We start from the raw sequence: 19,699 nt of genomic DNA, 5'->3' as shown, positions 1-19,699 counted from the left end.
ATGACCATCAATCTCAGGGGCAGGATCGCGCTCGTCACCGGCGCGTCGCGCGGTATCGGCTATTTCACGGCGCTGGAGCTTGCCAAGGCCGGTGCGCACGTCATTGCCTGCGCCCGCACGGTCGGCGGCCTCGAGGATCTGGACGACGCCATCAAGGCCGTCGGCGGCACCGCGACGCTGGTTCCCTTCGATCTCGCCGACATGAACGCCATCGATGCGCTGGGCGCCAATATCTTCGAGCGCTGGGGCAAGCTCGATATTCTGGTCGCGAATGCCGGTGTTCTCGGCGTCATCTCGCCGGTCGGCCATATCGAAGCGAAAGTCTTCGAAAGGGTCATGACCATCAATGTCACCGCTACATGGCGGCTGATCCGCTCTGTCGAACCGTTGCTCCTGCGATCGGATGCCGGGCGCGCGTTGATCCTGTCTTCGGGTGCTGCCCATAGCTGTCGTCCCTTCTGGGGCGTCTATTCCACCTCCAAGGCCGCCGTTGAGGCACTTGCCCGGACCTGGGCTGCGGAAACCGATAAAACCGCGCTGCGCATCAACAGCATCAATCCCGGCGCGACACGCACCGCCATGCGCGCCCAGGCCATGCCCGGTGAAGACCCCGCAGACGTGCCACACCCTTCTGAAGTTGCCGCCGCCATTGTTCAACTCGCCTCGCCTGAGCTTACCGAAACCGGCAAGCTCTTCGTGGCGCGTGAAGGCAAATTCCTGGATTACCGCCAGCCGGAATAGGCTTTTGGTCAAGGCGGTCTCTTAAGGTGCTTCTGGCGCCTGCGAGAAACGCTTGACCGCGAAACACCGGCACGCCATAAGGCAAGGCATGAAAACAACGATCTGCACCTGCTGCTGAATAATTTTTGCTGGTTCACCACCGGCCAGATCGTTTTCGTCTCCCCGCAAGGTCCAACAGACAAACGGTCCGGCCAGGACAATTGACTGCCTTTAGGGAACGCCCGCATGTCCTTGCGCCTGAAACTCCACAACACCCTGACACGCGAAAAGACGGAATTTGCGCCGATCGACGCCGACAATGTGCGCATGTATGTCTGCGGACCAACGGTTTACGATTTCGCCCATATCGGCAATGCGCGCCCGGTCATCGTTTTCGATGTTCTTTACCGGCTGCTGCGCCACGTCTATGGCGAAAGCCATGTGACCTACGCCCGCAACATCACCGATCTCGACGACAAGATCAACGCAAGGGCGTTGCGCGACTATCCGCATCTGCCGCTGAATGACGCCATCCACGCGGTGACGAAAAAGACCGCCGACCAGTTCCATGAGGATGTGGCAGCACTCGGCTGCCTACAGCCGACCGTTGAACCGCGCGCCACCGACTACATCGCCGAGATGATCGACATCATCGAGAAGCTGATCGCGCGCGGCCATGCCTATGCGGCGGGCGGCGAAGTGCTGTTCGACACCCGCTCGATGGCCGATTACGGCCAGTTGTCCAAACGCCCGCTGGACGAACAGCAGGCCGGCGCGCGCGTGGCGGTGGAAGCACACAAGAAGACCCCCGGCGATTTCGTGCTGTGGAAACTTTCCTCTGATAATGAGCCCGGCTGGGAAAGCCCCTGGGGCCGCGGCCGTCCGGGCTGGCACATCGAATGCTCGGCCATGGCCGGTCGCTACCTCGGCGAAGTGTTCGACATTCACGGCGGCGGGCTCGATCTCATCTTCCCGCATCACGAGAACGAAATCGCGCAATCCCGCTGCGCCCACGGCACGCAGGTGATGGCCAATGTTTGGATGCATAATGGCTTCGTGCAGGTGGAAGGCCGCAAGATGTCGAAGTCCGAGGGCAACTTCGTGACCATCTATGAATTGCTGCACACCGAAAAATTCGGCGGCCGCCAATGGCCGGGCGAGGTTCTTCGCCTTGCCATGCTGATGACGCATTACCGCGAGCCAATCGATTTTTCGGTAAAGCGTCTCGAAGAGGCCGAACGTCTTCTCGCCAAGTGGCCGGCGGCCGAAGCCTCCGACGCGGCACCGGATGAAACCGTGCTTGATGCGCTTGCCGACGACCTGAACACGGTTGCCGCCGTGCAGGCGCTTCACGCGCTGGCACATGCCGCCAACACCGATCCTGCCCGCCTGCCCGCCTTTGCGGCCAGCGCCGCCCTGCTCGGCGTTTTGCCGAAGAAAGCGGAAGTGGACGAGGCCATCGTTTCAGCCGTCGATGCTCTGGTGCAACTACGTCTGGAAATGCTGAAGGTGAAGAACTTTGCAGAGGCGGATCGTTTGCGCGACGAGCTTTCCGAGAAGGGCATTCAGTTGAAGGATGGCAAGGATAAGGAAACCGGGGAACGGACGACGACCTGGGAGTTGAAGCGGTAATTTGCTGCTGCGGCTTGGGACTTACCCCCCCTCTGCCCTGCCGGGCATCTCCCCCTCAAGGGGGGAGATCAGATGCCGCGCGCTAGTGCGATAAGGCCCCGCGCATTCCATAGGCAGGGTGCTAGCCGCTTGTCGATCTCCCCCCTTGAGGGGGAGATGCCCGGCAGGGCAGAGGGGGGTGATGCCCCACGACAGGCCCTTGATTTCGTCCACACCATGCTACAATCTCGCGGCAACAGTTCAAGTCGCGAGCATCCCAATGCCCCATGCCAAGGTCAGCCCCCGACATCGGAAACATGCTCGGCAGATGCGCAAGGTCATGACAGGCGCCGAACTCAAGTTCTGGAACGCCGTCCGTGCCCATCGTCTTGCAGGTCTGTCTTTCAGACGCCAGCTGCCTGTCGCAGGATACATCGTTGATTTCACCTTCCCGTCGCATAAGATCATTGTCGAGTTAGACAGGTTTCAGCATGCGGAAGATGCTGCGGCAGACTATGATCGGCAACGAACGGAGACGCTGGAGCAGTGTGGCTGGCGGGTTCTGCGTTTCTGGAACGAAGATGTTGTGAAAGACATCGACAATGTCTGTCTCCACATTATCCGAACGGTGAAGGAGAGCCAACCATGACCACCTACACCGGCGGATGCCAGTGCGGCGCGATCCGGTTCCGCGCGACCGGCGATCTCAAGGACAGTTCCATCTGTCATTGCCGCATGTGCCAGAAGGCTTTTGGGGCCTATTATGCGCCGCTGGTTTCGGTGCGTGAGGTCGAATTCGAATGGACACGTGGCGAACCCAAGCGCTTCCAGTCATCCAGCGTCGTCAAGCGCGGCTTCTGCCCCGAATGCGGCACGCCGCTGACCTATGAGGCGCCGGATGGCATGGCGGTTGCGGCCGGTGCTTTCGACGATCCCGCCGCCTTGCCGCCCACCATTCAGTGGGGCGTGGAACGCAAAATCGATTTCGTCGACAGCATCCACACGCTACCCGCCGTCCCAACGGAAGACGATCTGACCTCGGTCGACTATCTGACCCATCTCGTTTCCTACCAGCACCCCGACCATGACACCGAGAGCTGGCCCCCGGAGAACAAACGATGAGCGAAACAGGCTTTTCCGGCGGCTGCCAGTGCGGCGCCGTGCGGTTTCATGCGGGCAAGATCGGTCGCCCCTCCATTTGCCATTGCCGCATGTGCCAGAAGCATTTCGGCAATTTCTTCGGTGCACTCGTCACCGCCGATCAGGCGCATCTGACATGGACGCGCGGCCAGCCTTCCCTCTTCCGTTCATCTGCGAAAATCCATCGGGGCTTCTGCAACAAATGCGGCACGCCGCTGACCTATCATTATCCTGGCGGCGTAGAGATCGCGATCGGTGCTTTCGATCATCCGGAGCGGATCGAACCGCAGGTGCAGGTCAATATCCACAAGCGCATGCCCTGGATCGAGCAGCTGTTTTCAAAACCTGCAATCGAGCAGAGCGTCGATGAGGCTGATATCACCTCCTTCCAACACCCGGACCACGACACCAAGGTCTGGCCGCCGGAAGACGACCGCGCATGAACGGTTCAGAAATCTTCAGCGGCGGATGCCAGTGTGGCGCCGTGCGTTACCGGATCGATGGCGGGTTGCGCTATCCGCATCTGTGTCATTGCCGCATGTGCCAGAAGGCATCGGGCAACTATTTCATGCCGCTTGCAGCAAGTACCCGCGCGAAGTTTGAAATGACCCGTGGCGAGGCTTCGTGGTTCCAGTCGTCCGATCACGTGCGGCGCGGTTTTTGCGGACGGTGCGGCACGCCGCTTTTCTATGTCATGCCGGACGCCGATTTCATCAACATCACGCTTGGTTCGCTGGACGAGCCGGAGCTGATAAAGCCCGAGGCGCAATCAAATCTCGACAGCAAAATGCATTGGTTCGGTGACCTTGACGGCTTGCCGGTCGAGCCGGAAGCCGCGCCGGATGAAAACCGGCTACCGGTCAACAACCGGCAACACCCGGATCGTGACACGGCCGAATGGCCACCCGAATGAAAGTAAGACATGACCGAAGAATTGCGCAGCTTTTACCCCGAGATCGAACCCTTCGAGAGCGGCATGCTCGATGTCGGCGATGGGCACACGATCTATTGGGAGCGGGTTGGTACACGCGGTGCGAAACCGGCGGTTTTCCTGCATGGCGGTCCGGGCGGCGGGGTAAATCCCACGCATCGCCGCGTTTTCGACCCGGCACTTTACGACGTCATCCTGTTCGATCAGCGCGGCTGCGGTCGCTCCACGCCGCATGCGGAACTGGAAGCCAACACCACCTGGCATCTGGTTGCCGACATTGAGAGGCTCCGCGCGCTGTGCGGCTTTGAAAAATGGCTGGTTTTCGGCGGCTCCTGGGGCTCGACGCTGGCACTCGCCTATGCCGAGACTCATCCCGAACGCGTGAGCGAACTGGTGCTGCGCGGCATCTACACGGTCACCAGGCCGGAACTGGACTGGTATTACCAGTTCGGCGTTTCTGAAATGTATCCCGATCGCTGGGAAAACTTCATAGCGCCAATTCCTGAAGCCGAGCGCGGCGAGATGATGCAGGCCTATAATCGCTATCTCACCGGTACGGACGAAGCCAAGAAACTCGAATGCGCGCGAGCATGGAGCCAGTGGGAAGGCGCAACCATCGCCCTTGTTACCGATCCGGCGCGCGTCGAGGATTTCGGCGAGGATAAATACGCCATCGCCTTCGCACGCATCGAGAACCACTTCTTCGTCAATGGCGGCTGGCTGGAGGAAGGGCAATTGCTGCGCGATGCCGGCAAGCTTCGCGATATTCCGGGCGTCATCGTGCACGGGCGTTACGATATGCCCTGCCCGCTGAAATATGCCTGGCGGCTTGCCAAGGCCTGGCCGAAGGCGGATTTCCATATTGTCGAGGCAGCCGGGCATGCGCTGAGCGAACCCGGTATTCTTGACCAGCTGATCCGCGCAACCGATCGTTTCGGGGGGAAATAGGCAGGCCTTTCAGATGCTTGAAGCGGCCTGATGAGATAACGATTCACGCAGATTTTTGTGCGTGGATCATCCGTTCGGTCGCAAAGTCGCCTGTTTCAAGAGCAAATCGCCTTTTATTCATGCAGTTTTTCTCATGAACGCTTCACGGAAATGAATTGGCCCGCGCTACGCCGATCCGTTATGAAGGGCAATCCCTAATAATTGGCGGTACTCCCATGGCACTCGATAAAACGCTTCCGGCCCAAGAGGGCGGCGATAGCGCACGCGGTTTTGCTTTCGCGCTCTCCGCATATCTGCTGTGGGGATTCCTTCCCATCTACATGAAGGCGGTTGCGCATATTTCGCCGATAGAGGTCATCGTGCACCGCGTCATCTGGTCAGTGCCGATCGGCGCCGCCGTCCTCATCGCTCTCGGTCGCACGGCGGAAATCCGCACTGCGCTGAAAACCCCTAAAATGCTCGCCATGGCAAGCCTCACGGCCGCGCTCATCAGCATCAACTGGGGCATCTATATCTGGGCGATCGGCGCGGGCCGCGCACTCGATGCCGCGCTCGGCTATTTTATCAATCCGCTGTTCAGCATCTTCCTCGGCGCGGTACTGCTCAAGGAAAAGCTTTATCCGGCGCAGATCGCCGCCATCGGCCTCGTGGGGCTGGCCGTTGCGATCCTCACCTGGCATGCGGGCAGCCTGCCATGGGTTTCCATTGCGCTCACCGTGTCCTGGGGTTTTTACGCCTTCTTCCGCAAGACGCTGCCAATCGGCGCCACACAGGGCTTCCTGCTTGAAGTCATGCTTCTTTCCGTTCCGGCCGTGCTGGTGCTGGCCTGGCTTGCCATTAGCGGACAGGCGCATTTCATGGCCGGCAATGCGACCGACACCTGGCTGCTTGCGGCCAGCGGCATCGTCACCGCCGTTCCGCTTATTCTTTACGGCAATGGTGCAAAGCTTCTGCGGCTGTCGACTATCGGTATCATGCAATATATCGCTCCGACGATGATCTTCCTCATCGCCATCTTCATCTTCAAGGAACCGTTCGACATGGTGCGGATGGCGGCCTTTGCAATGATCTGGGTGGCGCTGGCGATCTATACCGCATCTAGCCTGATGCGGCTGAAGCGATAACCTTCCGCGTCATGCCAGCTCTCCACATTCCCGTATCTGTAACGGGAATGCGGGTCTTCAATAATCGACCAGCAATTGCGGTGTCGCGTCATAACCGAAGCGCGGCTTGACGCCGAGAAGTCCAGCCGTCTGGGTGATGATTTCACGGGTCATGGGTGCGGCCGTCGAGGCAGCCGTGCGTCCTCCGTTCACGCCGGTCCTGGGGGCGTCGATCATCGTCAGCACGACATATTTCGGCTTGTGCATCGGAAAACCGGCAACGAAGGCGTTGAAATTGATATCCTTGGCATAACGGCCATTGATGACCTTGTCGGCGGTTCCGGTCTTGCCGCCAACGTGAAATCCTTCCACCTGCGCACCCCTGCCCGACCCTTTGATGCCGTTCCAGTTGAAAAGGTAACGCATATCGGCGCTCGTCTTTCCGTTGATGACGGTGCGGGAAAGCACTGCCGCATCCTCTCGGGAACGCGGCAGGAAGGTCGGCGAAATAAGGCTGCCGCCATTGATGAGCGCAGCTGCTGCCACCGCCGTCTGCAAAGGCGTAGTGGCAACGCCATGACCGAAGGAAATAGTGACGGAATTGATCTTCTTCCATGTTCTCGGCTGGGTTGGCGTGGCAACGCCAGGCATTTCCGTATCCATTCTGGAAAGAAGTCCCAGTTTCGTCAGGAACTGCTGGTGGCCTTCGACCCCGACCTTGTCGGCAACAGCCGCCGTGCCGATATTCGATGAATATTGAAACACTTCCGGGATCGACAGCGGGCGGTTCCGACCCTTGAAATCCTTGATGGTGAAGCCACCCATGCGGATGGGCCGCGACGCGTCAACCACCGAGTTGAGCGTTATGGCACCTGCATCCAGTCCCATTGCAAGTGTGAAGCTCTTGAAGGTGGATCCCATCTCGAAGGTCGCATTGCTCATGCGGTTGAACCAGCCCTTTTCATACTCCCTGTCGATGCTGCCATCGGCAAGGGTGCGGGAAGGCTCGTTCGGGTCGTAATCCGGCACCGATGCCATGGCCAGCACCTCGCCCGTCTCCACATCCAGTATCACTGAACCGGCAGCCTCCGCCTGATAGGCGGTTTTCGCCTTGAGCACGACCTCACGCACGATGTTCTGCACCCGCAGATCGATCGACAACCTCACCGGCTCCAGCGGTGCACCGCTGGCAAGGCCGGTCGCGCGCAAGTCGGCCAGTCCCTGCTGGTCGAGATAACGTTCCATCCCCGCAAGGCCCTGATTGTCGACATTGACGTGGCCGATGATATGCGAGGCTGCGGGGCCACCCGGATAAAAGCGCCGTTTCTCCGGCCGGAAACCGATGCCGGGGATGCCGAGGTTGAGAATATCGGCCTGCTGGCGCGGCGTCAGCTGGCGCCGCAGCCATTGAAAGCCGGTGTCCGAGCGCAATCTGCGGTGCGTCTCGCGCCAGTCGAGATTGGGGATGACGGTTGCGAGCTTCTCGACAACCTCATCCGCGTCCACGACCCGGCGCGGATCCGCATAAAGCGACACCATGTTGAGATCGGTCGCGAGCAGCGTGCCGTTGCGGTCGAGGATATCGGGACGGGAGGCGACTGCTGTAGCGCCGGTATTGATCCATGCGGTCGCGATGGGTTCGGCAAGGCCGTATTGGACAAGCCGTGCTGCAACGACGCCATAGATAACGGCAAAGACGGCGATCAATATTCCGAGTCGCTTTTTCGCGTCCACCCGGCGGCGGGCAGCGGAACCGAGGATCGCATCCCTGCCCTGAAACGGACTTCTCTGAATAATAAAATGCGTCCGGCTTTTCAGCCGCACCAAAAAAGCAATCATTCCCCAATGAGCCCCGCTATCATGGCGGCGAAAATCAAATTCCGCGCTCAGCCTACGCCTTGTAGACGCTGGCACAGGATCGGGCGCGGAGCCATGAAAACAGCGGGCAGGGCGATGCCGCAGTCAAATCTCTATTAATATACACTTAAAATTGTAACGAACCGCGTGGCGGCCCGTTAACATTTATTCGATGCCTAGAGACGGGAGATTACCGAGGGGTCGCCTTCCGGGTTCTGCTGCGCAAGCGCCCGGTCGATGATGGCGGGCACGATGTCCTTGACCTCATCGATGACCAGCGGGTTCAGAAGATGGGCGCGATGGATGAAACCCTGATCGCGCATATGCTGCACAAGTTCCAGCATCGGGTTCCAGAAGCCGTTGATATTGGCGAAGACAATCGGCTTGGCGTGACGACCGAGCTGCGCCCAGGTCATGATTTCGACGATCTCTTCCAGCGTGCCGACGCCCCCCGGCAGCGTTACGAAAGCATCCGAGCGCTCAAACATCATATGTTTGCGCTCATGCATGTCCTTGGTGACGATAAGCTCGTCCAATTGTCCGAGAGAATGGCGTGTAGCCTCCATATCGACCAGAAATTCCGGTATGATACCCGTTACTTCGCCGCCGTTGGAAAGAACGCCGCTGGCGACCGCGCCCATGATGCCCTTGGTGCCACCGCCATAGACCAGCCGAATGCCGTTTTCGGCAATGGATTTCCCAAGCGCGCGGCCTGCTTCCATGTGAGCCGGGTCACGTCCGGGCTGGGAGCCGCAATAAACGCAGATGGATCGAATCGCTGTATTTTTGTCCGTCATGATGGGAAGGAACTATGCCGGATGCGACACGTCAAGAAAATTTGGGAAATCCCTTGCAAATATGGCCTTTTACGGCCACGCCGCTTGTCTGGGGCAAGGTAAGACGCTAGCAATCTCAACTCGTGTAGAAAGCTTACAATACCCGGAGATTCCAGGATGAAAAACAATAAAGCCGGTTTGCTGGCACTGATCGTGCTGGGCATCGCGTCCCTGCTCATGATCTTTTTCGTCCTGCCGAGAATTTCCAATGACGGCAAACCGATCGGCGATGCCATCAACGAAGCGGGCAACGCGGTGAAGAACAGCGTTGAAATGGGCAGCGACAAGGCGGGAGACATCCTGTCCGACGCTGCTCAGGAGACCGCCAATATCGCCGACAAGGTCGGGCGCCTCGCGGCTTCCGCAACCCAGTCGATCAAGGATCTGACCACGCTTTTCGCCGATAGCAAGGTTCCGTCCGACGCCGACTTTGCGGCAGCACGCAAGAAGGTCGAGGCATCGCTCAAGGAACTGACCAATATCGAAATTCCCGAGACGCTCGATGAAACGACGTCGCGCCTCATCACCACGGCGCGCACTGCGGCCGAACGCACCACCGCTTTCCTGCGCGGTCTGCCGGATAGTGCAGCGGCGGCGGCAGCACAGGTCCGCCGTCTGGCGGGCGTCTTCACCGGCACCGACGATGGCGCTGCACAGCAGACCCAACCCGCCGCTCCTGCCGCCGATGCAGCGCAGTCCACATCGGGCGCACCGACCTTTGACGTGCTTCGCGTCGAGCCCGATGGTTCGGCTGTGGTCGCAGGCAAGGCACAGCCCGGCTCTAAACTGGAAATTCTCAGCAACGGCAAGGTGATCGCGCAGACGACCATCGACGGATCGGGCGATTTCGCCGCCGTTTTTGACAATCCGCTACCACCGGGCGACCATGAGCTGGTGCTGCGCTCGACCGACGCCAGCGGCAAGGCTACACAATCCGAAGAAGTCGCAACCGTTTCCGTGCCCAACGGCAAGGCGGGCGAACTCTTGGCGATGGTGTCCAAGCCCGGTGAAGCAAGCCGCGTGCTAGCAATGCCGGAGGCGGCACCTTCAGCACTCCAGCCCCCGCAAGCCGCGCAACCGGGTCAGTCGGCAACAGCTGCCGCCACCACGACGCCCGCGCCTGCCGCTGGTACCCCGGCCCCGTCCGCTGCCGCCGCTCCTCTGACTTCGACAGTTCAGGTAACCGCCGTCGAATTCGAAGGCTCGAAGATTTTCGTTGCGGGTTCCGCGCCTGCCGCTTCGAGCGTGCGCGCGCTGGTCGACGACAAGGAAATCGGCAAAAGCACCACGGAGGCCTCCGGCCATTTCGTCATCGAGGGCAATGTCGATCTTTCCGTCGGCAGCCATATCATCACTGTCGAAGAGCTGAATGCCGATGGCACGGTGAAGGTGCGCGTGCGCGTTCCTTTCGAGCGCCCGCAGACCGACCAGGCAACCGTCGCCATGCAGGCACCGGCCGCAACGCCATCCGCCGCCACGACGACCGCGCCCGCTGAAAACCAGAGCACGGCAAGCGACCGCGCTGCATTCGAAAAGCTGCGCACGGATGTCGCCAAGGCCTTCGGCATTCTGTCCAATCTCTACAAGGATCAGGCCACACCGGCGCTCGACCAGGCCATTGCCGGCCGCTCCGCCGTGGTGATCGGCCTCAAGTCGCTCTCCGAGTTCCGCACTGCCGCCGGCACCGAGCCGTCCTTTACCGCCTTTGCCGGCGATATCGCCGCCAAGGCACGTCAGCTGCTGACATCGGTAGAGGCATGGCCGAACGACGTTGCCGGGATCGGCAAGGGCATCGCCACGCTGGCAAGCCGCCTTGCCGACCTCCACATCATCGCGCCGCCCGCACCTGCACCGCAGGCGCCCGCCGGTCCGCAGACCTTCGAGCAGCCGCCGCTTGCCGAAAGCCAGAACAGCGTCATCATCCGCCGCGGCGATACGCTGTGGCAGATTTCCCGCCGCGTTTACGGACAGGGCGTGCGTTACACCACGATCTACCTCGCCAACGAGGATCAGATCAAAAATCCTGACCTGATCGAGCCCGGCCAGATTTTCGGTGTGCCGGAGAAGGCCCTGCCGAATGCGGAAGAACTTCATCGCAAGCGTCTGAAGAGCGGTTCCTGATCGTTCAAGACATTGCGGTGACCCCGCAACAACCCTACCTGTGACAAGCACGGCGGCTTTCCAGAGCCGCCGCCCTGCTGTCGGCTTCCGGCAGTGCCCGGAGCAAATGATGGCCACTAAGAAAAAAACCATTTCGGCGGATTCCAGCAATCCCACGCAGACCCTCATCAACCTCTGGCCCTACATGTGGCCGGAAGGCCGCCTTGACCTGAAAATGCGGGTAATCTGGGCGACGGCATTTCTCGTTATCGCCAAGCTGGTGCTGATCCTCGTTCCCTATTTCTTCAAATGGGCAACGGATGCGCTGAACGGCAAGCTGGACATGGTCGGGCTGGTTCCGGCCTTCCTGCTCGGTGCTGTCGCGCTTGTCATCGCCTATAATCTGACGCGGCTGATACAGGTCGGGCTCAACCAGCTGCGCGATTCGCTGTTTGCCAGCGTCGGCCAGCATGCCGTGCGCCAGCTCGCCTACCGAACCTTCGTGCACATGCACCGGCTTTCCCTGCGCTTCCATCTGGAGCGCAAGACCGGCGGGCTTTCACGGGTTATCGAGCGTGGGACCAAGGGCATCGAAACCATTGTCCGTTTCACCATTCTCAACACCGCACCGACCTTCATCGAATTCCTGCTGACGGCGATCATTTTCTGGACCTCCTACGGCTTTTCCTATGTGCTGGCCACGGTTGTCACCGTCTGGGCCTATATCTGGTTCACCGTGCGGGCCAGCAACTGGCGCATCTCCATTCGCCGCGCCATGAACGACAGCGATACCGACGCCAACACCAAGGCGATCGATTCACTGTTGAACTTCGAAACCGTCAAATATTTCGGCAATGAGGAGATGGAGGCGAAGCGCTTTGACGTCGCCATGGAGCGTTACGAAAAATCGGCGATCTCGATCTGGACGTCGCTCGGCTGGCTGAACTTCGGCCAGGGCGTGATCTTCGGCATCGGCTCCACTGTCATGATGGTGATGTCGGCGATGGCCGTGCAGCGCGGCGAGCAGACCATCGGCGATTTCGTGTTCATCAACGCGCTTCTGCTGCAGCTTTCGGTACCGCTGAACTTCATCGGTTTCGTCTATCGTGAAATTCGCCAGGGATTGACCGACATCGAACAGATGTTCGAACTTCTCGAGGTCGAGGCCGAGGTTACCGACAGGGCGGATGCGAAGCCGCTTGTGGCCGGACCGGGTGCCATTTCCTTCCGCGACGTGTATTTCGCCTACGATCCGGAAAGACCGATCCTGAAGGGCATTTCCTTCGATGTGCCTGCGGGCAAGACGGTGGCGATCGTCGGTCCTTCGGGTGCCGGAAAATCGACGATCTCGCGGTTGCTTTATCGTTTCTACGATATTCAGGAAGGCGCCGTCACCATCGACGGGCAGGACATTCGCGACGTGACGCAAAAGAGCCTGCGCTCGATGATCGGCATGGTGCCGCAGGATACCGTGCTGTTCAACGATACGCTCGCCTACAACATCCGTTACGGACGCCCTTCGGCAACGACCGAGGAGGTCACGGCAGCGGCGGATGCGGCCCAGATCAGCGCTTTCATCGGCAAACTGCCGGAGGGTTACGCCACCATGGTTGGCGAACGGGGCTTGAAACTTTCCGGCGGCGAAAAGCAGCGCGTGGCGATTGCCCGAACCATTCTGAAAGCGCCGCCGATCCTCATTCTCGATGAAGCGACCTCTGCGCTGGACACCCATACGGAACAGGAAATCCAGAGCGCGCTTGATATCGTTTCGAAAAACCGCACGACGCTGGTCATCGCCCACCGCCTCTCCACCGTCATCGGCGCTGATGAAATCATCGTGCTGAAGGAAGGTTTGATCGCCGAGCGAGGAACCCACGCCTCGCTGATGGCACAGAACGGGCTTTATGCCTCGATGTGGAGCCGCCAGCGCGAAGCCATTCGCGCAGAGGAAATGCTGCGCCATGTTCGCGAAACCGACGATCTTGGCGTTGTGGACCGCGGCGAACCCGCGCATTGACGGGCATAAACACCTGACAACAGGGCGGCACACCAACCGGACCATTGCCGGGCGGGGAGTTTGGCTGTAACCAGCTAAGCGAACTTTGTCGCATGCCCGTATGGATGATGTCGTATCACGACCATATGCAGACGCGGCAGGCGGAAACCGGAGCAAGGAAACTTATGAATCTGTTCGACACCATTCGCAACACCATCGTACCGATCCACAAGGAAGGCTACGTCTTCGTGGCCGCCTTCTTCGTGGCATCGCTGGTGCTCGGCTGGATATCCGAACCGCTGTTCTGGGTCGGTCTGGTGCTGACGGCCTGGTGCGCCTACTTCTTCCGCGACCCCGAGCGCGTGACGCCGCAGGATGACGACCTGATCATCAGCCCTGCCGATGGCAAGGTGTCCGCCATCCAGACCGTCGTTCCGCCGCTGGAGCTGGAACTCGGCAAGGAGCCGATGGTGCGCATTTCGGTGTTCATGAACGTGTTCAACTGCCATGTGAACCGCGCGCCCGTGCGCGGTCGTATCGTCAATGTCGCCTACCGCCCCGGCCTCTTCCTCAATGCGGAAGTGGACAAGGCCTCAGAAGACAATGAGCGCAACGGCCTCGTCATCGAGACAGCGCATGGCAAGGTTGGCGTGGTGCAGATTGCCGGCATGGTCGCCCGCCGTATCGTCTGCTGGGTCAAGCCGAATGAACCAGTTGATGCCGGCGAGCGTTTCGGTCTTATCCGTTTCGGTTCGCGCCTCGATATCTTCCTTCCCGAAGGTTTTCAGCCGCGCGTTTCGGTGGGCCAGACGGCAATTGCCGGCGAAACGGTTCTGGCCGAGTTCGGCTCCGCCAAGGGTCCGGTCCTTAGCCGTCGCGGCTGACGAAAACAGGAAGGGCATGCGCCATGGAAACGCCGATCTCGGAGCCGCAACAGAACGGAAAACATGAGGGCCGCAACGACAGCGGCCGTGGGCCGCGCCTGAGGGAAATTCCCTTTCGCCTCGTGATACCCAACCTCATCACCGTTCTGGCCATCTGCGCGGGCTTGAGCGGCGTGCGCCTTGCCATTGAAGGCCGGTTCGAGCTGGCCGTGGGCATGGTGCTCCTTGCCGCCTTCCTCGACGGCATCGACGGGCGCATCGCCCGGATGATGAAGGCGACATCCAAATTCGGCGAACAGATGGATAGTCTGGCCGACATCGTCAATTTCGGCGTCGCCCCTGCCCTCGTCGTCTATATCTATATGCTCGATCAGGCGCGTTCGATCGGCTGGATCGCCGCCCTCATCTACGTGATTGCCGCAGGCCTTCGTCTGGCGCGCTTCAATGTCATGATCGAGCGCCCGGTGAAGGCGCCGTGGCAGAACGAATTTTTCGTGGGCGTTCCGGCGCCGATGGGCGCCATGCTGGTGCTTCTGCCTGTTTATCTCGGCTTCCTTGGTGTCGAGCCGGGCAAGCCCTTCGCCTATATCGCCGCCGCCTACACCGTGTTGATCGGTTATCTTCTCATCAGCCGCCTGCCGGTCTGGTCGGGGAAGTCAGGTACCAGCCGCATTCGCCGCGATCTGGTGCTGCCGATGATCCTCGTCGTCGTTCTTTACGTCGCGATGCTGATGAGCTTCACCTGGGAGGTACTGGTTCTGACGGTTGCTGCCTATCTCGTGTTCATCCCCATCAGCGCTCGCCTCTGGCACCGCCGTTATGGCACGCTGACGATTGAGGAAGACGCGCATGACGACGCCAATGGCGGCAACGGCCTAGATCGCGGTATTTGAAACCGCAGGTATTATTTTTCTCCCCCGAGCCGTCGTTTGACGTGACACAAAATGTCGCAGCCCGAAAAGCGGGCTTCGCTTTCTTTCGCCTCGAATCCGTCAAGATTACCCACGAGAGAAGTAGCTCACACGTATCGAAACGGCGATTGACGTGAATTGTGGAGAAAGAGAAATGACGAACGAGACGAAGGCACAGCCGCAGGCGAAGCCCGACCTCAACAGCCACTACCGACCGCTCGGACTGAAGGCCGTTGCGGCCGCAGCCCTGATGCTGAAGCGCAAGCCCGCCGCCAAAACCGCTTGAAAAAATTCGCTTTTCTTGAAAGAACAGCATCCAAGGCCTCGCAGACTTTGCGATGGTAACGGTCAATCCGAAAAAACATCCGGATAAATGTGCGGCGCTAATATTAGCGCCGTCTCCATTTGTGCGGCCCCCATCGAGAACCGCAAAACCGGCCTGTTTTATAAAACTTCCCGATCTGTAACGAAGCTGCAACCAAAACGAAGTAAAGTATTCGACTTCCACGGGACGACTGTACGGATAGTCTCGCATCGACTACTGAGCATCAAAAAAATTTCTACTTTAGCGATTCTTCCTGCTACAGCGAACAAGGCCGATTTTCGATGCCGTTGACAGGCGGTATCGGACCAATTCGGATGTTGCGGGAAAACCAACGAAGACGGGCCATGGGGGGCTTCATACGGCATGCAGGATAAAATCCTTCTGATTGAAGATTCCGTTGCTCTTTCCATGCTGCTGAAGTCGCGGCTTTCGGAGGAAACGCCAGCCGAAGTGATCCATTGTGACAGCATGGCGCAGGCCGATATTCTGCTGCGCGCCCATGATTTCACGCTGGCACTCACCGGTCTCAATCTTCCCGATGCGCCGAAGGGTGAAATTCTCGCACTTCTTGCCGACCACAAGGTGCCGGCGATCGTCTTCACCGCCACGGTGGATGAGGAGGCGCGCAAGCGCTACGCCGAAAAGAAGATCATCGACTACATCGTCAAGGATGGCCATCGCACCGTTGATGCCGTGGTGAAAACGGTCGACCGGATTTTGACCAACAGACTGTTTTCCGTGCTGGTAGTGGATGACGTGCGGACGGCGCGTTCCGGCCTCGTGGAAATCCTCGAACGGCAGAATTTCAGGGTCAGCGAAGCCCATTCGGGCAAGCAGGCGCTGGAAATCCTGTCGCAGGATCCATCGATTCAGCTTGTCATCACCGATTACCATATGCCTGACATGGACGGCTACGAGCTGACGCGCCGCATCCGCGACAGCCGTTCCTCGGAAGACCTGCGGGTCATCGGCATCTCGTCCTCCACGGACCGGCTGCTTTCGGCAAGCTTCCTCAAGGCCGGGGCATCGGATTTCGTCTACCGTCCCTTCGTGCCGGAAGAATTGCAGTGCCGCATCGACAACAATATCGAAACGCTGAAACAGCTGAAACGGCTGCGTGAACTGGCAGAGCGGGATCATCTCACCGGTCTGCCGAACCGCCGCTCCTTCTTCGAGCGTACGCGGGCGCTGATGGACGTCATCAACGACAATGACGAGAACGGCGCAGTCGCCATTCTCGACATCGACCATTTCAAGAAGATCAACGACACGCTGGGGCATGATGCCGGCGACAGGGCGCTGAAGAAGCTTGCCGAACTGCTGCACGACATGTGCCATGAGCAGCGCCACATTCCCGCGCGCCTTGGCGGCGAGGAATTCGCCGTGTTCCTGCGCGGGCTCAATGCGCATGCTGCCTATCAATTCTGCGAGGAGCTGCGCGGCGCCGTCGAAAAGAACGGCCGCCAGCTGAGCGGCAGCAGCCTGGCGCTGACGATTTCGCTCGGCGTCGTGGAAATCGAAAAGGGCGAACCCTTCGACAATCAGCTCAATGCCGCAGACCAGCTGCTCTACCTCGCCAAGGCGAACGGCCGCAACCGCGTCTATTCCGACATCATGATCCAGGAAGGCCTGCAGAAAATCGGGCGGAACGGGTAAGACGGGCGCAGGATGGGCAACTGTGGAGTGACCGGGTCGATCCGCGATGACCAGCCTCGAATGCCAGCAAGCACATCAGAACAATGACATCTGGCCATCATCCTTAGGTAGCCTTATTTTCGCGAGCGGCGCGCTTTCCGGCACCGGCTCGATAAGGTCAGCGCCGACATTGGCGACCTTGTTGACCTTGTCCGATACCGGGATCATCTCGAAAAAATCATCTTGAACCGGGCGCATCAGGTCAGCCACCTCGCGCGGCTCCTGCGTCTTGCAATCCAGCCAGCGGCTGAAATCCTCCGGCGCGATTACCACCGGCATACGGTCGTGAATGCGGCCGATCGCGGCGTTGGCAGCGGTGGTTAGGATGGCGCCGGTATCGACCTCGGACCCGTCAGCGGAAGACCACGTCTCCATGAGGCCGGCAAAGGCGACGATGCCGCCGTTCTTCGGGCGGATGAAATAGGGCTGCGGCTTGCCGCCCTCCTCCTTCGGCGGGCGGCGCCATTCGTAAAAGCCGGTGGCAGGCACCAGCACTCGGCGATGGCGCATGGCAGCTCGAAAGGATGCCTTGCCGATGGCCGTTTCCGAACGCGCATTGATGAGGAGGGGAAAATCCTTCGGGTCCTTGACCCAGCCGGGCAGAAAACCCCAGCGCACCAGCATGGCCCGACGGTTGGGCAGGTTACTGCCGCGCTCCTGCCGTTCACCCTCCAGCACGATCAGGATCGGCTGTGTGGGCGCGATGTTGAAACGGGCAGGAAAATCTTCAAGGCCGATCAGGTCAAGATAATCGGCAATCTCTTCCGGTGTCGCTTTGAGCACGAAACGTCCGCACATCGTCTGCTCCTCAGGCCCGGGGACCGAATAAAATGATAGCCGTGCCCGCGAGGCAGACGGCACCGCCAGCGATATCCCATCTATCCGGTACTTGCCCCTCGACGCCCCAGAGCCAGAGAAGCGATGCGGCAATGTAAATCCCGCCATAGGCGGCATAGGCCCTGCCCGCGGTCTCGGTCGGCACCAGCGTCAAAGCCCAGGCGAAAGCGGCGAGCGCCAGCATGCCTGGCAGCAATATCCAGCCCGTCTTGCCAAGCTTCAGCCAGACCCAGAAGGAAAAGCAACCGGCGATTTCCGCAACAGCCGCCAGGGCATAAATAAGATAGACCTTCATTCCACCGTCTTCTGCGTGCACAATCGATCCGATTCTCGAATATACCATCGGTATTCCCGGACCAATATAGACAGGCCCAAGACGGCTGAAACAAGCGAAACCATTCATGACCCTTCGTATCAAGCCCCGCCCCGCCTCCTCCGCCATCGTCCGGAATGGAGATCGGCTGCTGCTCGTGCGCCGTATAAATCCGCCGTCGAAAGACATGTTCGCATTTCCGGGCGGGCGCGGCGAAGAGGGTGAAACGCCAGCCGAGACGGCGCTGCGCGAACTTCAGGAGGAAACCGGTATCGTCGCGCGTAAACCGCAGCTGTTTGCGACCTATGACCTGCCGTCGCACGACCCCGAGGGTGCGCTGACGAGCCACTATTTCCTCTCCGTCTTTACCGTGGAAACGGATGCGGACCCGGCGGTGACGGCGGCCGACGACGCGGCGGATGCGGGCTGGTTCACATTGTCGGAAATCCGCCGGTTGCCGGCACCGGAAAGCGTCGTCGAATGCGCCGAACGGCTGCTTGCATGATTGCCAGCCAGCCAGAATCGCTATTATCTAGAGGATGTCGCGCAACACTGTGCAGCAGTTTTGCGATAACGAGATGATATAGACCTAAAGCTGACGGGGCGGTCTGAAAGGCCGCGATGGCTTCAGGACCAATCCGCCCGCCGGGTGTTCACGAGTATGTGTGGGGCAGAATAAAATTTTGATACGGCCAACCATTTTCCTGTCTTTTTTCCTGACCATGCTTGCACCCGCCGGGCAAGACGGCGTCGCTCATGCGCAGTCTTCGAAGGCTGCTTCCAGTGAGGTTCGCCCGCCGGAAGCACAACCGCCCAAACCCGCTCCCTATGACGACAGGCTGGCACGGCTGTCGGAGATATTGGGGGCGGTGCAATATCTGAGAACCCTGTGCCCTTCCTCCGGTCCGGAGGACTGGCGCAAATCGATGAGCGATCTTCTGGCGGCCGATACGGCCAACGAACCTGAAAGGCGCCAGCGCATGACGGCTGCATTCAACCGTGGATATCGTTCCTTTGCGGCCATCCACAGCAGTTGCACACGCGCCGCCGTCATGGCAGAAGAGGGCTACCGTAACGAAGGGGCAACACTCGCCCAGGAAATTGCGTCCAGGTTCGGAAATTAGCGGATTGTTAACCTCTTTTCGCCGCAGCCCGTGCCGTTTTGATAAAAGGCTGCTAGTGTTGTTAACAGGGTGGTAAGGACTTGCCCGCCCTGTCGAGGATGAAAAATGCAGACGAGCCGTAACGAAATCGACGACATGATCGTGCATGAAAAGATGCAGGTCGCTCTGGAACACCAGAACGAGGCATGGGCTGACGGCATGGCCGACGGCATCGAGCCGGAGATCATCGCCGATGCCGCAATCGCTCTGGCCATGCGCGAAACCATCCGTATGCACGGCGAAGCCGGTGCTGAAGCAATGCTGGAATCGCTGCGCCAGCGCATGCTTGAAGGCGAATTTTCCCCGCAGCGCGTGATACAGTAAAGTCG

At 59.7% G+C, this 19,699-nt stretch carries 21 protein-coding genes; 17 read left to right on the top strand and 4 right to left on the bottom strand.

All coding sequences use genetic code 11. From position 1 onward, the window contains the following. From ACQZ6D_RS00400 to rarD, 8 genes are all read left to right on the top strand, one after another. Entirely contained in the window at window positions 1-741 is a 741-nt protein-coding gene (locus ACQZ6D_RS00400) for an SDR family NAD(P)-dependent oxidoreductase (protein WP_065704804.1), read from the top strand. Window positions 742-966: 225 nt separating this feature from the next. Further along, a complete protein-coding gene (cysS, locus tag ACQZ6D_RS00395; protein ID WP_065704806.1) occupies window positions 967-2,352 on the top strand; it encodes a cysteine--tRNA ligase in 1,386 nt (461 codons plus the stop codon). 259 nt (window positions 2,353-2,611) lie between these two features. Then, a complete protein-coding gene (locus ACQZ6D_RS00390; protein ID WP_083211673.1) occupies window positions 2,612-2,980 on the top strand; it encodes an endonuclease domain-containing protein in 369 nt (122 codons plus the stop codon). Beyond that, window positions 2,977-3,453, top strand: a complete 477-nt coding sequence (locus ACQZ6D_RS00385; RefSeq protein WP_065704808.1) for a GFA family protein — start codon at window positions 2,977-2,979, stop codon at window positions 3,451-3,453. The genes ACQZ6D_RS00390 and ACQZ6D_RS00385 overlap by 4 nt, the downstream gene beginning before the upstream one ends. Beyond that, the gene (locus ACQZ6D_RS00380; protein ID WP_003512324.1) at window positions 3,450-3,914 is read left to right on the top strand and encodes a GFA family protein; all 465 of its coding nucleotides are present in this window, start codon (window positions 3,450-3,452) and stop codon (window positions 3,912-3,914) included. The genes ACQZ6D_RS00385 and ACQZ6D_RS00380 overlap by 4 nt, the downstream gene beginning before the upstream one ends. Next, complete coding sequence (locus tag ACQZ6D_RS00375; protein WP_065704810.1) at window positions 3,911-4,384, top strand: GFA family protein; 474 nt, start codon at window positions 3,911-3,913, stop codon at window positions 4,382-4,384. The genes ACQZ6D_RS00380 and ACQZ6D_RS00375 overlap by 4 nt, the downstream gene beginning before the upstream one ends. Window positions 4,385-4,393: 9 nt before the next feature. Continuing rightward, the gene (pip, locus tag ACQZ6D_RS00370) at window positions 4,394-5,350 is read left to right on the top strand and encodes a prolyl aminopeptidase (protein ID WP_065704813.1); all 957 of its coding nucleotides are present in this window, start codon (window positions 4,394-4,396) and stop codon (window positions 5,348-5,350) included. A 215-nt stretch (window positions 5,351-5,565) separates the two neighbouring features. Further along, complete coding sequence (gene rarD, locus ACQZ6D_RS00365) at window positions 5,566-6,474, top strand: EamA family transporter RarD (protein ID WP_003512314.1); 909 nt, start codon at window positions 5,566-5,568, stop codon at window positions 6,472-6,474. A 57-nt stretch (window positions 6,475-6,531) separates the two neighbouring features. On the opposite strand, the gene ACQZ6D_RS00360 is transcribed toward rarD, so the two are convergent. Together ACQZ6D_RS00360 and ACQZ6D_RS00355 are read right to left on the bottom strand one after the other, a co-directional pair. Further along, window positions 6,532-8,292, bottom strand: coding sequence for a peptidoglycan D,D-transpeptidase FtsI family protein (locus ACQZ6D_RS00360; protein ID WP_038490500.1), 1,761 nt, complete (start codon window positions 8,290-8,292; stop codon window positions 6,532-6,534). Window positions 8,293-8,486: 194 nt separating this feature from the next. Continuing rightward, complete coding sequence (locus ACQZ6D_RS00355; RefSeq protein WP_065704815.1) at window positions 8,487-9,107, bottom strand: LOG family protein; 621 nt, start codon at window positions 9,105-9,107, stop codon at window positions 8,487-8,489. A 156-nt stretch (window positions 9,108-9,263) separates the two neighbouring features. Between ACQZ6D_RS00355 and ACQZ6D_RS00350 the strand changes: the two genes are divergently transcribed. The 6 genes from ACQZ6D_RS00350 to ACQZ6D_RS00325 all read left to right on the top strand — a co-directional run bounded on the left by ACQZ6D_RS00350 (window position 9,264) and on the right by ACQZ6D_RS00325 (window position 17,018). Beyond that, window positions 9,264-11,267: a LysM peptidoglycan-binding domain-containing protein gene (locus tag ACQZ6D_RS00350; RefSeq protein WP_065704817.1), complete on the top strand. Its 2,004-nt coding sequence runs from the start codon at window positions 9,264-9,266 to the stop codon at window positions 11,265-11,267. A gap of 109 nt (window positions 11,268-11,376) precedes the next feature. Continuing rightward, entirely contained in the window at window positions 11,377-13,263 is a 1,887-nt protein-coding gene (locus ACQZ6D_RS00345; RefSeq protein WP_065704819.1) for an ABCB family ABC transporter ATP-binding protein/permease, read from the top strand. A 125-nt stretch (window positions 13,264-13,388) separates the two neighbouring features. Then, window positions 13,389-14,126, top strand: a complete 738-nt coding sequence (locus tag ACQZ6D_RS00340) for a phosphatidylserine decarboxylase (RefSeq protein WP_076844018.1) — start codon at window positions 13,389-13,391, stop codon at window positions 14,124-14,126. A gap of 23 nt (window positions 14,127-14,149) precedes the next feature. Beyond that, the gene (pssA, locus tag ACQZ6D_RS00335) at window positions 14,150-15,019 is read left to right on the top strand and encodes a CDP-diacylglycerol--serine O-phosphatidyltransferase (RefSeq protein ID WP_003512304.1); all 870 of its coding nucleotides are present in this window, start codon (window positions 14,150-14,152) and stop codon (window positions 15,017-15,019) included. Window positions 15,020-15,191: 172 nt separating this feature from the next. Continuing rightward, complete coding sequence (locus tag ACQZ6D_RS00330) at window positions 15,192-15,323, top strand: hypothetical protein (protein ID WP_003496883.1); 132 nt, start codon at window positions 15,192-15,194, stop codon at window positions 15,321-15,323. 402 nt (window positions 15,324-15,725) lie between these two features. Next, window positions 15,726-17,018: a GGDEF domain-containing response regulator gene (locus ACQZ6D_RS00325; protein WP_013635817.1), complete on the top strand. Its 1,293-nt coding sequence runs from the start codon at window positions 15,726-15,728 to the stop codon at window positions 17,016-17,018. A 75-nt stretch (window positions 17,019-17,093) separates the two neighbouring features. Here ACQZ6D_RS00325 and ACQZ6D_RS00320 read toward each other — a convergent pair whose 3' ends face one another. Together ACQZ6D_RS00320 and ACQZ6D_RS00315 are read right to left on the bottom strand one after the other, a co-directional pair. Next, entirely contained in the window at window positions 17,094-17,855 is a 762-nt protein-coding gene (locus tag ACQZ6D_RS00320; RefSeq protein ID WP_025592926.1) for an SOS response-associated peptidase, read from the bottom strand. A 10-nt stretch (window positions 17,856-17,865) separates the two neighbouring features. Further along, window positions 17,866-18,189, bottom strand: coding sequence for a YnfA family protein (locus tag ACQZ6D_RS00315; protein ID WP_065704994.1), 324 nt, complete (start codon window positions 18,187-18,189; stop codon window positions 17,866-17,868). Between the two features lie 106 nt (window positions 18,190-18,295). Here ACQZ6D_RS00315 and ACQZ6D_RS00310 point away from each other — a divergent pair, with 106 nt between their 5' ends. From ACQZ6D_RS00310 to ACQZ6D_RS00300, 3 genes are all read left to right on the top strand, one after another. Continuing rightward, the gene (locus tag ACQZ6D_RS00310; protein WP_013635814.1) at window positions 18,296-18,712 is read left to right on the top strand and encodes an NUDIX hydrolase; all 417 of its coding nucleotides are present in this window, start codon (window positions 18,296-18,298) and stop codon (window positions 18,710-18,712) included. Between the two features lie 178 nt (window positions 18,713-18,890). Beyond that, complete coding sequence (locus ACQZ6D_RS00305) at window positions 18,891-19,331, top strand: TIGR02301 family protein (protein WP_013635813.1); 441 nt, start codon at window positions 18,891-18,893, stop codon at window positions 19,329-19,331. Window positions 19,332-19,436: 105 nt separating this feature from the next. Further along, complete coding sequence (locus ACQZ6D_RS00300) at window positions 19,437-19,694, top strand: hypothetical protein (protein WP_003496894.1); 258 nt, start codon at window positions 19,437-19,439, stop codon at window positions 19,692-19,694. Window positions 19,695-19,699 lie beyond the last annotated feature (5 nt).

This window comes from Agrobacterium sp. 22-3639C2, from assembly GCF_053522105.1.
Note: the sequence above shows the minus strand (reverse complement) of the source record. Positions and strands in the feature narration are given on the sequence as shown.